General features: G+C 70.9%; 12 protein-coding genes. 5 read left to right on the top strand and 7 right to left on the bottom strand.

Going from position 1 to position 12,968, the window contains the following annotated elements; genetic code table 11:
• Nucleotides 1-134: 134 nt before the first annotated feature.
• The 3 genes from BJ969_RS19210 (at nucleotide 135) to BJ969_RS19200 (ending at nucleotide 2,704) form a co-directional block, all read left to right on the top strand.
• A complete protein-coding gene (locus tag BJ969_RS19210; protein WP_184480636.1) occupies nucleotides 135-722 on the top strand; it encodes a hypothetical protein in 588 nt (195 codons plus the stop codon).
• Entirely contained in the window at nucleotides 715-1,413 is a 699-nt protein-coding gene (locus BJ969_RS19205) for a hypothetical protein (RefSeq protein ID WP_184480635.1), read from the top strand. The genes BJ969_RS19210 and BJ969_RS19205 overlap by 8 nt, the downstream gene beginning before the upstream one ends.
• 85 nt (nucleotides 1,414-1,498) lie before the next feature.
• Nucleotides 1,499-2,704: a cobalamin-independent methionine synthase II family protein gene (locus tag BJ969_RS19200; protein ID WP_184480633.1), complete on the top strand. Its 1,206-nt coding sequence runs from the start codon at nucleotides 1,499-1,501 to the stop codon at nucleotides 2,702-2,704.
• A 60-nt stretch (nucleotides 2,705-2,764) separates the two neighbouring features.
• Here BJ969_RS19200 and BJ969_RS19195 read toward each other — a convergent pair whose 3' ends face one another.
• Together BJ969_RS19195 and BJ969_RS19190 are read right to left on the bottom strand one after the other, a co-directional pair.
• Entirely contained in the window at nucleotides 2,765-4,234 is a 1,470-nt protein-coding gene (locus BJ969_RS19195) for a sensor histidine kinase (RefSeq protein WP_184480631.1), read from the bottom strand.
• A complete protein-coding gene (locus BJ969_RS19190) occupies nucleotides 4,227-4,913 on the bottom strand; it encodes a response regulator transcription factor (RefSeq protein WP_184485510.1) in 687 nt (228 codons plus the stop codon). The genes BJ969_RS19195 and BJ969_RS19190 overlap by 8 nt, the downstream gene beginning before the upstream one ends.
• A 130-nt stretch (nucleotides 4,914-5,043) precedes the next feature.
• Here BJ969_RS19190 and BJ969_RS19185 point away from each other — a divergent pair, with 130 nt between their 5' ends.
• Nucleotides 5,044-5,562, top strand: coding sequence for a hypothetical protein (locus tag BJ969_RS19185; RefSeq protein ID WP_184480629.1), 519 nt, complete (start codon nucleotides 5,044-5,046; stop codon nucleotides 5,560-5,562).
• An 86-nt stretch (nucleotides 5,563-5,648) separates the two neighbouring features.
• Here BJ969_RS19185 and BJ969_RS19180 read toward each other — a convergent pair whose 3' ends face one another.
• From BJ969_RS19180 to BJ969_RS19160, 5 genes are all read right to left on the bottom strand, one after another.
• Nucleotides 5,649-6,269, bottom strand: coding sequence for an L-threonylcarbamoyladenylate synthase (locus tag BJ969_RS19180; RefSeq protein WP_184480627.1), 621 nt, complete (start codon nucleotides 6,267-6,269; stop codon nucleotides 5,649-5,651).
• A gap of 87 nt (nucleotides 6,270-6,356) precedes the next feature.
• The gene (locus BJ969_RS19175) at nucleotides 6,357-6,908 is read right to left on the bottom strand and encodes a PIN domain-containing protein (protein ID WP_184480625.1); all 552 of its coding nucleotides are present in this window, start codon (nucleotides 6,906-6,908) and stop codon (nucleotides 6,357-6,359) included.
• 1 nt (nucleotide 6,909) lies between these two features.
• Entirely contained in the window at nucleotides 6,910-8,025 is a 1,116-nt protein-coding gene (locus BJ969_RS19170; RefSeq protein WP_221315876.1) for a helix-turn-helix domain-containing protein, read from the bottom strand.
• A gap of 160 nt (nucleotides 8,026-8,185) precedes the next feature.
• Nucleotides 8,186-8,863 carry an MBL fold metallo-hydrolase gene (locus tag BJ969_RS19165; protein WP_184480623.1) on the bottom strand — a complete coding sequence of 226 codons (678 nt, stop codon included), beginning with the start codon at nucleotides 8,861-8,863 and terminating at the stop codon, nucleotides 8,186-8,188.
• Nucleotides 8,864-8,896: 33 nt separating this feature from the next.
• A complete protein-coding gene (locus tag BJ969_RS19160; RefSeq protein WP_184480621.1) occupies nucleotides 8,897-9,667 on the bottom strand; it encodes a maleylpyruvate isomerase family mycothiol-dependent enzyme in 771 nt (256 codons plus the stop codon).
• A gap of 427 nt (nucleotides 9,668-10,094) precedes the next feature.
• Between BJ969_RS19160 and uvrA the strand changes: the two genes are divergently transcribed.
• On the top strand, nucleotides 10,095-12,956 hold the full coding sequence (gene uvrA / locus BJ969_RS19155; RefSeq protein WP_184480619.1) for an excinuclease ABC subunit UvrA: 2,862 nt from the start codon (nucleotides 10,095-10,097) through the stop codon (nucleotides 12,954-12,956).
• The last annotated feature ends 12 nt before the right edge of the window (nucleotides 12,957-12,968 follow it).

Genomic DNA, 12,968 nt, shown 5'->3' with positions numbered 1-12,968 from the left:
GGGCGCCGGGTGCGTCGCTGTCGGCTCGCCGGTGGTGGTGCGAACCGGGGGAGCCGGTCGTGTGGGCGTTGTGGACACGCGGCACCGCTTTCCGGGTCGACGGCTGCGATGAGTACGGAATCCCGAAACCGGGGATGGGCAAGCGGTTCGGCAGTGCGATCGGTAACGCGGGCATCGCGGTCGCCGCAGGCGCGTTGACCGGGATCTTCGGCGGTGGCGAGGACAGCGGGCGCACCACTGCGCCACCCACGAAGGGACTCACCGTTTTCGGCCCCGGACCTGAATGCGGTGCCCGCAGCCTGATCAGGTCAGACGTGCCTGAAGGGTGTTCCGCCGGGGACGTCTTGTGGGTGCTCACGCCGAACCGCTTCGGAGTGCTGGTGGCGCAACGGGGAGAGCCGGTGGACACCGGACCTGGCGGATGGCGACAGCTGGGGCACGGCTGGGGCGGTGTCGGAAAAGCTCTGGTCGGTGCTTCTCCTGAAGATTTCGGGAAGAACGAGCCTGGTTCCGCCTTGAGGTCTGATCCGGTCTCGCTCTGGTTCGCGCTCGGACGTGAGGACATCGCGGACTGCCAGGTCGCAGGGCCGGAGCACCGGCGGTCGCAATGCGCGGTGGTGTTGCGGGACGGTTCCGGTTTCGCGCTGGACGGTCAGCGGCCCGCCGATGCGAGCGTGATGGTCGAGGCGTTGCAGAGCTATTTGTGGGGTGCGCGTGGCTGACTTGTCGGCGTTGGATCGGCAGCTCCTCCGGGAGAAGTGGGAAGCGAAGCTGTCCGAGGAGTGGCTTTCCGAGGGCGAGTCGCTGAGCTGGATCCTGCTGCCGCAGCAGGGCTATGCCGGTTCCGCGGTGGCCGGGCGGAACCTGTTGCCGCACGAGCCGCTGTCCGAGGTTGAACCTTCCACTGTGGACGCTCCTGCTTGGCCGCTGCCGAGCGAAGTGGTCTCGTCGGGTGCTTTCCTGGACGACGAGTGGGCCGACGATCCTTCCGTGCTGTGGTGGGCGTTCGCAGCGAACGCCGGGCAGGACTCGGTCCGGTTCGCCGACCACCTGGCCACGATGCCGGGGGTGGCGTTCCTCGCGGCGAGTTCGTCGAGGCTGGCCGTGGTGGTCGAGCAGGGCAAGATCGCCGAGCGGGCTGCGGCGGAGCCTGAGGGCAAGGGCTGGTTGGGCAGAGCGCGTTCGGCCGCCGCCCAGGTGCAGAAGGCGGCGGAAGGAATCGCCGCGCGCAAGGACGCGAAGGCCGCCGTGTCGTACTTCGAAGTGCCGGTGTCGCGGATCTCGTCGACGAGCTGGGCTCCGCTGGGTCGCAGCATCCCGCGTTCCCCGTTCCTGCGCGTCGATTTCGCCGACGGTTCCTGCCTGTTCATCCGCGACGCGGACGCCGAGGAGCACTCGTCCGGTCGACGCTGACCCCGCACCGGGGATGTTGCCAAGCGTGCCCCGGCACGGCGAGCATGGCGTCGCGAGTGTGCATCTCACGACGGAGGACGGCGTCATGCGTTCCAGCAGCGAAGGCATTCTGACCACTCAAGCGGGCAGCTTGCCGCGGCCCGAGGCGCTCATCGAGTGGAACGCGGCGGACGGTGGGGATGCCGCGGCCTACCGGGAGGAACTGGACGCGGAGCTGGCCGCGCTCGTGGTCCGGCAGCGCGACCTCGGCATCGGGTTCGTCGGTGACGGGGAGTTCGGCAAGGCGACCAGCCAGAAGGTGGATTACGGCGCCTGGTGGTCGTACTCGTTCCAGCGGCTCGGCGGCCTGGAGCTCGGCAGGACCGCGCTGGCGGACGTGACGGGGCAGCGCGCGAAGCCGACGGGCGAGGTGGAGCTGACGACGTTCGGCAACCGCCGGGACCGGACGCGGTTCGCCGACGCCTACGCCGATCCGACGTCGGGCGCGGCGGTGAGCAGCAGCGCGAAGGTGTTCCCGACGTGCACCGGGCCGTTGACCTACACCGGTCAGGAGGCGATCGCCTCGGACATCCGCGGGTTCAAGCGGGCGTTGGCGGCGGCCGGGCTGGAGGAGGGGTTCATGACCTCCATCGGGCCGGGCAGCTGTTCGCGCATCGGCAACGAGCACTACGCCGACGAGGAGGAATTCCTCTACGCCTGCGCGGATGCGATGCGCGAGGAGTACGAGGCGATCATCGACGCGGGGCTGATCCTGCAGATCGACGACCCGGCGATCGCGGAGAACTGGGATCAGATCAACCCGGAGCCGACGGTGGAGGCCTATCGGGACTTCACGATGCGGCGGGTGGAGGCGCTCAACCACGCGCTGCGCGGGCTGCCGCCGGAGCGGATCCGGTTCCACCTGTGCTGGGGGAGTTGGCACGGCCCGCACACCACGGACCTGCCGATGCGCGACCTGGTGGACGTGCTGCTGTCCATCAACGCGCAGGCCTACGCGTTCGAAGCGGGCAACGTGCGCCACGAGCACGAGTGGAAGGTGTGGCGGGACGTCGCGCTGCCCGAGGGCAAGCTGCTGCTGCCGGGTGTCGTCAGCCACGCCACGAACGTCGTGGAGCACCCCGAGCTCGTCGCCGACCGCATCGTCCGGTTCGCGGAGTGCGTCGGCCGGGAGAACGTGGTCGCCTCCACGGACTGCGGCCTCGGCGGGCGGGTGCACCCGCAGATCGCCTGGGCGAAGCTGGAATCCCTGGTGGCGGGGGCGGAATTGGCGACCGCGAGGCTGTGGGCCTGATTCGTCCGCTGTGGACCTGGTCCTGAGGTCGCGGGCGGGAACCCGACGGTTTCCGCCCGGTCAGGATCTGGGGGCGTCACCGTCCGGTCGCTGTGCGGAACCGGACGGTGCGCTCAGCGGGAACCGGGCCGTGAAGTGCGCGCCGCGGTCGGAGTCGTTGATGACGACCGAACCGTGGTGCAGGTCCGCGATCTCGCGGACCAGCGCCAGGCCGAGCCCGGAACCGCCCTGCTCGCGGGCGCGGGCGGTGTCCAGGCGGGCGAACCGTTCGAAGACCTGATCGCGGGACTCGACGGGAATGCCGGGTCCGTCGTCGACGACGTCCAGCCGGGCGCACCCGTCCTCGGCGCGCAGCCGCAGCGCGACCCGGTGTTCGGCGTGGGCTTCGGCGTTGTCCAGCAGGTTCGTGATCAGCCGGGCGAGGTGGGTGCGGTGGCCCCGCACGACGATCCCCGGTTCGAGCTCGACGGCGCGTTGCGGTTCGGCCGGAGCCCGCCGGGCGACGGTGTCGGCGGTCAGCGAGCTCAGGTCGAGCTCGTCGCCAGGGGCAGGGGTCGTGCCGTCGATCCTGGCCAGCGCCAACAGGTCCGAGGTGAGCCGCTCCAGCCGGTCCAGGTCGTGCAGGGTGCCTTCGGCGATGCTCGGCCAGTGCGCCCGGTCCGGGTGCGCCTGCGCCACCTCCAGCGGGGTGCGCAGCGCGGCCAGCGGGCTGCGCAGCTCGTGGGAGGCATCGGCGACGAACCGCCGCTGCCGCCGCACCGAATCGTCGAGCCGGTCCAAGGTGTCGTTGAGCGTCAAAGCGAGCCGCGCGATCTCGTCCCCGCTGGCGGGCACCGGCATCCGCCCGCGCAGGTCCTGCGCGGACAGGCGGGTGAACTCGTGCCGGATGGCCTCCACGGGGCGCAGCGCGCGTCCGGTGCTGAACCAGGTGAGCGTGGCGACGACGGCCAGCAGCACCGGCATCCCGAACAGCAACCCGGTGGCTGCGGTCTCCGTCGCGCGCTGCACCGACCGGGTGGAGGCACTCGCGATGAGCGTCTGGTTCCCCGTGGGCGTGACGACGGTCGCGGTGGCGGTGCGCAGCGGAGCCATGCTTTCCGCACCGGCCGGGATCGGTCGCGGGCCCAGCTGTTCGGCCGGGTCGACCGGTTCGGCCGGGGCCACCGGTTCGGGCAGGTCCGCCGGGGCAGGCGGTTCGAGCGTGTCCGCAAGCTCGCCCGTCATCGGCGCCGACCCCGGTTCGAGGTCCGGTCGGGCGGGCACGCTGCCGGCCGGGTCATCGGCGGGGACGGCGCGGACCCGCACGGTGCCCGACGGTTCCTCCGGGATGCCGCTGCCCGCCACGACGGAGGCGCTCGCCGCGCTGAGCTGCTCCTGCAGCGCCGCGTCGAGCTCTTCGTTGAGCCTGCCGTTGAGGTGCCCGACCAGCACCGCGCCGATGGCGACGACGGCGAGCGCGACGATGGTGGTGGCGGTGATCGTGGTGCGGGCCCGGATCGACAGCCGCCGCAGCAGCAGGCGGTCACGCATCGGAGGCCCCCTCCGCGTCGAGGCGGTAGCCGTGGCCGCGGACGGTGCGGATGCTGCGCACGCCGAACGGGCTGTCGATCTTGCGCCGCAGTGCGCTGATGTGCACTTCGACGAGGTTCACGTCGGGCTCGTCGGCGAAGTCCCAGCCGTCCTCCAGCAACCGGCGCTTGGACACCACGCGGCCGCGGCTGCGGGCGAGGACTTCGAGCAGCGCGAACTCCTTGCCGGTCAACGAGATGTCCTGGCCCGCGCGGGCGCAGCTGCGCCGGGCCGGGTCGAGCACCAGGTCGCCGACGCGCAGCACCGCCGGGCGCTCCGCGGGCCTGCGGCGGATCGCGTTGCGCAACCGGGCCAGCAGCACCACGTAGGAGAACGGTTTCGTCACGTAGTCGTCGGCGCCCGCGTCGAGCGCCTCCGCCTCGTCGTACTCGCCGTCCTTCGCGGTGAGCATGATGATCGGCGTCCAGTTCTCCGCCGCCCGCAGCCGCGCGCACACCCGGTAGCCGTTGAGGCCGGGCAGCATGATGTCCAGCAGGATCGCCGCGTACTCGCGCTCCTCGGTGAGCCGCAGCGCGTCGAGGCCGTCGCCGGTGACGTCCACCGCCCACCCCTCGGCTCCCAGCCCGGTGCGCAGCGCTTCCGCGACGCGACGTTCATCCTCGACGACGAGCACCCGCATGCGGATCAGCATGCCAGCCCTGCCTGAAGCGATCTTCAGGAAGCTTCAGCTCCGCTCCAGCGAAGATCGGCATCGTCGTCCTCGTCGCGGTGCACACCGCGGTCCACCAGACGCAGAGGAGTTCACAACGATGCGGAACAAGCTCGTTTCCCGCGCCGCCATCATCGTGGCCGGAGCCGCCGTGCTCGGCCTCGGTGGCGCCGGTTCGGCTCTCGCGGAGGCCGCTCCGGCTCCGGCGGAGGCCGCGCCGGTCCAGGGCGCGCCGCTCGCACCGGGCGTCCCGGCGGAGGCGGCTCCGGCGGTGCCGCTGCCGCCGTGCGGCATCCCGTCCGACGACCCGGAGGGTTCGGTGCCGCCCGGAATTCCGTCGGGCGACCCGGAAGGGTCCGTTCCGCCGCTGCCGGGTGTGCCTTCGGACGACCCGGAGGGTTCGGTTCCGCCGCTGCCGGGCGTCCCGTCCGAGGACCCCGAAGGACCGGTCCCGCCGCTGCCCGAAGCCCCCGAGGCGGGCGAGACCATCCCGGCGCTGCCGACCGTTCCCTGCTGGGGACCCGCGCCCGGCCACGGCGTGCCGGTGCCCGCCCCGGCGCCGGGCGTGCCCGCTCCCGGCATCCCCGCTCCCGCGCCGGGCGTGCCCGCGAACGGCTGACGAGAATCCGGGGAGCCAGGTGACGCTCCCCGGTGACGCGGTGCCGGGAAGGACGTGGGGTCCTTCCCGGCACGCGCGCGCCGAGATCACTCGAAGCGGCTGGTGTCCCCCGCGCCGCGGCGCACGATTTCGGCCTCACCGCTGGAGAAGTCGATGACCGTGGTCGGCTCGGTCCCGCAGTCGCCCGAATCCAGCACCGCGTCCACCACGTGATCGAGCCGTTCCTTGATGTCCCAGCCCTGCGTCAGCGGCTCCTCCTCGTCGGGGAGCAGCAGCGTGCTCGACAGCAGCGGCTCGCCCAGCTCCGCCAGCAGCGCCTGCGCGGTGACGTGCTCGGGGATGCGGATGCCCACGGTCTTCTTCTTCGGGTGCATCAACCGGCGCGGCACTTCCTTGGTCGCCGGCAGGATGAACGTGTAGCTGCCCGGCGTGCTCGCCTTGATCGCGCGGAACACCGAGTTGTCGATGTGCACGAACTGGCCCAGCTGCGCGAAGTTCTCGCACACCAGGGTGAAGTGGTGCCGGTCGTCGAGCTTGCGGATGGTCTTAATCCGCTCCACACCGTTCTTGTTGTCCAGCCCGGTGCCCAGGGCGAAGCAGGAGTCCGTCGGATACACGATCACCCCGTCGGACCGGATGATGTCGACCGCCTGCCCGAGCGTGCGGCGCTGCGGATTGTCCGGGTGCACGTCGTAGTACCTGGCCATCCACCGAGCCTAGGATCACCCACCCCGTTCCGACAGCCCGCCCCCTCGGACAGCGCAGCGACGAACGATCAACGAGCACCCGCGTCGTCACTGGAAGGGCGGGATCAGACCTTGCTCGTGCGCCCAGCGCCGGAATCCACCGGTGCTGAAGGGCAGCCGGTATTCGCTCTCCAGCAGGTGATCGGCCACCGCGGAGATGAGATCGATCGACAGCAGGCCGTCGTGCAGCGCTTCGCAGAGGAACCCGAGCGTTCCCTTGCACGCCACTTGGTGCGCACGTGCGAGCTTGCGCGGAGGGCCGTCGTCGATGACCGCCGTCGCCCCGTTCGCCTTCGCGTAGGCGAGCACGCCGCATTCGCCGAGGTTTCGCCCTTTCGCCGCAAGCATCTCAGCGAAACGCGCGAACTCGGACAGCTCGTCCGGGCCGGTGAGCGCTCGGTGTTCGAGCCACACCGCATCGAGCACGAGCTTCAGGTGCACTCGCTGCTCGGCGCCCGCCCGAAGCTCGTCGACGACGGTGTCGGGGATGACCGCGGTCCGATCGCCGACGACCACGCGCAGGATTCCGAGCCAGCCTTGCTGGGCGAAGTGGCTGAGCGGTCCGGTGTCGAACACCAGCACGCCGGGGGTTGCGCCCATCTCAGATGTACTGCCAGATCTGGTCCTCGCCGCGTTGCGGCAACGTGGGCAGCATGTCCTCGGTCCACGTGTCGAGGAGCAGGTCCATCGCTCTGGCGGCCGTGATCGACTCGCTCCGGAACAGCCGGAGGACCGCGCGCTCGTACTCGCGCGGCAGCGCTGGCGGGGCGAGTTCGTCGCCGACGACGAGGTCCAGTTCGACGATGTCGGCCCTGTTCGTCCGGGTGGCCCTGATCCGATCGGCGTCCGGTCGCGCTGCGAGGCCGAGCTCGATGAGCCTTCTGGCGAGGGTCGCCATGTCGACGCGGTACGAGCTCGCGATGCGCACCGCCGCGGTGCGGGTGTCCCCGTCGGCGGACGTGTGCTGCTCCCACACCGCGCGGAGGCTCTGGGCCGGCAGCAGGAGAGCCCGGGCGAACCGGTCGAACAGCGCTTCGCGGTGCTCCGCCCCGAGCGTCTCGGCGATCCGCCAGTCCACCGCGTAGTCGTCGGCGACGAGGAAGTGCCCGAGCTCGTGGGCCAGGGCGAGACGTCGCCTGCCGACGCGGAGTCCACCGTTGACGATCGCGACCCCGCCGGTGTCGAGCAGCACGGTCGCCGCATCGGCGGATTCCGCTCCCAGGTCGAGGGAGAACGGGAACAGGCCGACCGCGGCAACCTTCTCGGCGAGTCCGGTGCACGGTCCGTCGAGCGGCACGCGGAGCAGATTTCGCGCTGTGGCGGCGAGTTCTTCCGCTCCGGCCGCGGTTTCCGGCATCGTCCGCGCCTGCACCGCGGCGGGGGTGATGCGGTCGTCGTGGCGCAGGACGAATTCGACTTCGCGGGTGATGCGTTCGGCCATCGCGTCGATGCGAGGACTCGGAGAGCCGGGATCCTGAGCGTTGCGGCGCGAGACGAGCGCATGTGGAGCGTCGTCGAGGAACCATTCGATCCGCATCTGCAGCGCGGCCGCGGTCCGGCCCAGTTCCACGGCGGACACGCGGCGTTGACCGGACTCGATCTTCGCGATGGCCGAGCGGTCGATCCCGACCTCTGTCGCCAGTTCTGCCTGCGTCACTCCGGCCCGGCCGCGCGCTTCGCCGATCCTGCGGCCCAACGCCTCGGCATCCATCCCCATTGTGCGATTCTAGAACATCGCTGGCTCTGCCTGCGGGAACGCGGGCGTGCTCATTCGAGTGGACGTGCGCGCGCCGGTATCGCCGCGCAGCGCATTGGTATCCCCGCACGTGAAAGCGGGCCGCCCGATCGTTCGGGCGGCCCGCTTCGGCGTGCTTCGGTCACCAGCCTCGTTCGCGCCACTCCGCGAGGTGGGGGCGCTGCTCGCCGAGGGTCGAGTCGTCGCCGTGGCCCGGGTAGAACCAGGTGTCGTCGGGGAGCTCGGCGAAGATCCGGTTCTCCACGTCGTCGACCAGCGAGGCGAAGTCCTCCGGCGAGTTCGTCTTGCCGACCCCGCCGGGGAACAGCGAGTCGCCGGTGAACAGGTGCGGGTGGCCCGCCGGGTCGCGGTAGACGAGCGCGATGGACCCGGGGGTGTGGCCGCGCAGGTGGATCACCTGCAGCTCGGCGTCGCCGACGGAGACGGTGTCGCCGTGGTCGACGAGGCGGTCCGGCGGCACCGGCAGCGCCTGCGCGTCCGCCGGGTGCGCCAGCGTGTAGCAGCCGGTCTGGCCCGCGACCGCGCCCAGCGCCTGCCAGTGGTCACCGTGCTGGTGCGTGGTGACGATGCTGCGCAGCCGGGGCCGGTCGTCGTCGTGGCCCAGCAGGTCGGCGAGCCGTTCCGAATCGTTGGCCGCGTCGATCAGCAGCGCGTCGCCGGTGCCGCGGCAGGTCAGCAGGTACGCGTTGTTGTCCATCGGGCCGACCGACACCTTCGTGATGGTCAGCGCGTCCAGCACCCGCTTGGCGGGGGCGCCGCCGGGTTCGACATGGCCGGTGTACTGCTCGTATGCCTCCACGCGGGGAACCCTATCGCTTCGGCGAGGCCTGCCTCACAGCCACACCGGCAGCTCCGGCGCCTCGCCTTCCAGCGCTTCGTTCCCGGTCCGCCCGAGAAGCCAGCCGAGCATCGCGCCCGGAGTCCCGCGCACCTGGGCGGGCGGGGAGGTGGTCCCGCGCAGCTCCCACGTGCGCAGGTGCCCGTCGGCGAAGTCCACGACGACCGTCACGGCGGGCACGTCGGGCCTGCCGCCGAACGTCTGGACGGTGTCCTCCAGCAGCTGCTCGACGTCCGGTTCGGGGATGTCGGCGAAGCCGAAGCCGTGGTCGAGGTCCGCGAGGTGCACCCAGACCTCCAGCAGCCGCTTGCGCAGCACGTCGCGCGCGGGCATCGGCTGGCGGCCGACGACCTCGGCGTCCCACGCCGACTCCGGCAGCGTGCGCACGGCGTGCGCGAAGCGGCCGTGCGAGGCGACCACGTCCTCCAGCAGCAGCCGGTGACCGCGCACCGCGCCCTCCTGGATGTCGGCGTCCCGGTCGGCGGGGCTGGCGTACATCGGGTGCTCGGCGCCGGTCCGCGCCCAGATCAGCAGGTTCAGCAGCCCATCGGCGTTGCGCGCCAGGTGGGTGAGCACGTGCGCCCGCGACCATTCCGGCAGCAGGCTGGGCCGCCGCACGCTCGCGTCATCGAGCGCCTTGCCGACCTCGAGCAGCCGGTGCGTGCCCGCTTCGATCGCGGACAGGGCGGCGGTGACCTGTTCGGTGGACTGCTGGGCTCCGGTGGGCACGTGGGTGCCGCCGGCGCCGAGGACGGTGTCAGCCATCGGATTCCTTGAAGTGTGCAGGAAAGTGCTCCGGACGTGGCAGGGGAGTACCCGAGAGTAGGGGCACAGGTGTGTCCCCCGACAGTGCCCAATCCGGGGAAATTTGCGTATGGTCGCGCAAGGGCGTGCTAATGGCTGCGGAATAACGCACCGCTGTGCGCGTTGCATCCTGATACGGCCTGTGACGAGGGACGACGCGGCACTGTCGGGGGTCCGGCATAGCATGGCCGCGCGACGTCCGAACACCGCCGAGCGCGGCAACGCCGACCTGCTCGGCTCCGCGCCAGGTCGACCGACCAGGGGCTCGTGCCCCGCCAGGGCCGCCGTCACGGGGAGCCCGGCCGGGTCGTCCGAGGGTGGGCGATGCCGCGGCCCGGTGCCGGCGGGCGCGTCCAGCGAACCGGCGAGAACTTCCGAAAGGATCACAGTGGCCGACCGCCTCGTCGTCCGCGGCGCCCGCGAGCACAACCTGCGCGGGATCGACATCGACCTGCCGCGCGACAGCCTGATCGTGTTCACCGGACTGTCCGGCTCCGGCAAGTCCAGCTTGGCCTTCGACACCATCTTCGCGGAGGGACAGCGGCGCTACGTGGAGTCGCTGTCGGCTTACGCGCGGCAGTTCCTCGGCCAGATGGACAAGCCCGACGTGGACTTCATCGAGGGCCTGTCGCCCGCGGTGTCCATCGATCAGAAGTCGACCAGCCGCAACCCGCGCTCCACGGTGGGCACCATCACCGAGGTCTACGACTACCTGCGGCTGCTCTACGCCCGCGCCGGCAAGCCGCACTGCCCGACCTGCGGTGAGGCGATCAGCAAGCAGACGCCGCAGCAGATCGTCGACCAGGTGCTGGCGATGCCGGAGCGCACCAAGTTCCAGGTGCTGGCGCCGGTGATCCGCGGTCGCAAGGGCGAGTACGTCGACCTGTTCGAGCAGCTGCAGTCGCAGGGCTACGCGCGTGCTCGGGTGGACGGCGTGGTGCACCAGCTGGAGTCGCCGCCGACGCTGAAGAAGCAGGAGAAGCACGACATCGCCGTGGTCGTGGACCGGCTCACGGTGAAGGCGAACGCGAAGCAGCGGCTCACCGACTCGGTGGAGACGGCGCTGCGGCTCGCCGACGGGCTGGTGCTGCTGGAGTTCGTCGACGTCGACGAGGGCTCCCCGGAACGCGAGCGGAAGTTCTCCGAGCACCTGGCCTGCCCGAACGGGCACCCGCTGGGCGTGGACGAGCTGGAGCCGCGCTCCTTCTCGTTCAACTCGCCCTACGGCGCCTGCCCGGACTGCGCGGGCCTGGGCATCCGCAAGGAGGTCGACCCGGAACTCGTCGTGCCCGACGAGGAGCTCTCGCTGGGCGAGGGCGCCATCGCGCCGTGGGCGGGCGGGCACACCGCCGAGTACTTCACCCGGCTGCTGACCTCGTTGTCGGAGTCGGTCGGGTTCCGGATGGACACCCCGTGGGACGAGCTGCCGACGAAGGTGAAGAAGGCGGTGCTGCACGGCACCAACGACCAGGTGCACGTGCGCTACAAGAACCGCTACGGGCGGCAGCGCTCCTACTACGCCTCCTACGAGGGCGTCATCCCGTTCCTGGAACGGCGCCTCGACCAGACCGAATCGGACTACGCCCGCGAGAAGTACGAGGGCTACATGCGCGACGTGCCGTGCCCGTCGTGCGACGGGACGCGGCTCAAGCCGGAGATCCTCGCGGTCACGATGGAGAACGCCGAGCACGGCGAGCTGTCCATCGCCGAGGTCAGCTCGCTGAGCGTGCGCGAGTGCGCGGCGTTCCTCAACGCCCTGGTGCTGGGGCACCGCGAGGAGATGATCGCGGGCCGGGTGCTCAAGGAAGTGCAGGCGCGGCTGGGATTCCTGCTCGACGTGGGCCTGGACTACCTGTCGCTGGACCGCGCGGCGGGCACCCTCTCCGGCGGTGAGGCGCAGCGCATCCGGCTGGCCACGCAGATCGGCTCGGGCCTGGTCGGCGTGCTGTACGTGCTGGACGAGCCGTCGATCGGCCTGCACCAGCGGGACAACCACCGGCTGCTGGAGACGCTGAGCAGGCTGCGGGACCTGGGCAACACGCTCATCGTCGTCGAGCACGACGAGGACACGGTGCGCAGCGCCGACTGGGTCGTCGACATCGGTCCGGGCGCGGGCGAGCACGGCGGCAAGGTCGTGCACAGCGGCCCGTACAAGGAGCTGCTGGACAACGAGGATTCGCTGACCGGTGATTACCTGGCCCGGCGCAAGCGGATCCCGATCCCGCAGACCCGCCGCAAGCGGGACCCGAAGCGGCAGCTGACCGTGGTGGGCGCCAAGGAGCACAACCTCGGCAAGATCGACGTGTCGTTCCCGCTGGGCTGCATGGTCTCGGTCACCGGTGTCTCCGGTTCCGGGAAGTCGACGCTGGTCAACGACATCTTGGCGTCGGTGCTGGCGAACAAGCTCAACGGCGCGCGCCAGGTCCCCGGCAGGCACACCCGGATCAAGGGCGTGGACCAGGTCGACAAGCTGGTCCAGGTGGACCAGTCGCCCATCGGCCGCACCCCGCGTTCGAACCCTGCGACCTACACCGGGGTGTTCGACCGCATCCGCAAGCTGTTCGCGGAGACGACGGAGGCGAAGGTCCGCGGCTACCTGCCGGGCCGGTTCTCCTTCAACGTCAAGGGCGGCCGGTGCGAGGCGTGCGCGGGCGACGGCACGTTGAAGATCGAGATGAACTTCCTGCCGGACGTGTACGTGCCGTGCGAGGTGTGCAAGGGCGCTCGCTACAACCGCGAAACGCTCGAAGTGCATTACAAGGGCAAGACGATCGCCGAGGTGCTGGACCTGCCCATCGAGGAGGCCGCGGAGTTCTTCGAGCCGATCAAGGCGATCCACCGCTACCTGAGCACCTTGGTGGACGTCGGCCTCGGTTACGTGCGGCTCGGCCAGCCCGCGCCGACGCTGTCCGGCGGTGAGGCGCAGCGGGTGAAGCTGGCCAGCGAGCTGCAGAAGCGCTCCACCGGTCAGACCGTCTACATCCTCGACGAGCCGACGACGGGCCTGCACTTCGAGGACATCCGCAAGCTGCTCGGCGTGGTCAACGGCCTCGTCGACAAGGGCAACACGGTGATCGTGATCGAGCACAACCTGGACGTCATCAAGACCTCCGACTGGCTGCTCGACCTCGGTCCCGAAGGCGGGTCCGGCGGCGGCGAGCTCGTCGCCCAGGGCACGCCGGAGCAGGTCGCCGAGGTCGAGGAGAGCTACACGGGCCGCTACCTGGCCCCGATCCTCGCGGAGGACTGAGCAGCCCCGTGC

Origin of the sequence: Saccharopolyspora gloriosae (assembly GCF_014203325.1) — a bacterium.
In the GTDB taxonomy this organism is placed as follows: Bacteria; Actinomycetota; Actinomycetes; order Mycobacteriales; family Pseudonocardiaceae; genus Saccharopolyspora_C; species Saccharopolyspora_C gloriosae.
This window is presented reverse-complemented; position numbering and strand designations above follow the sequence as displayed.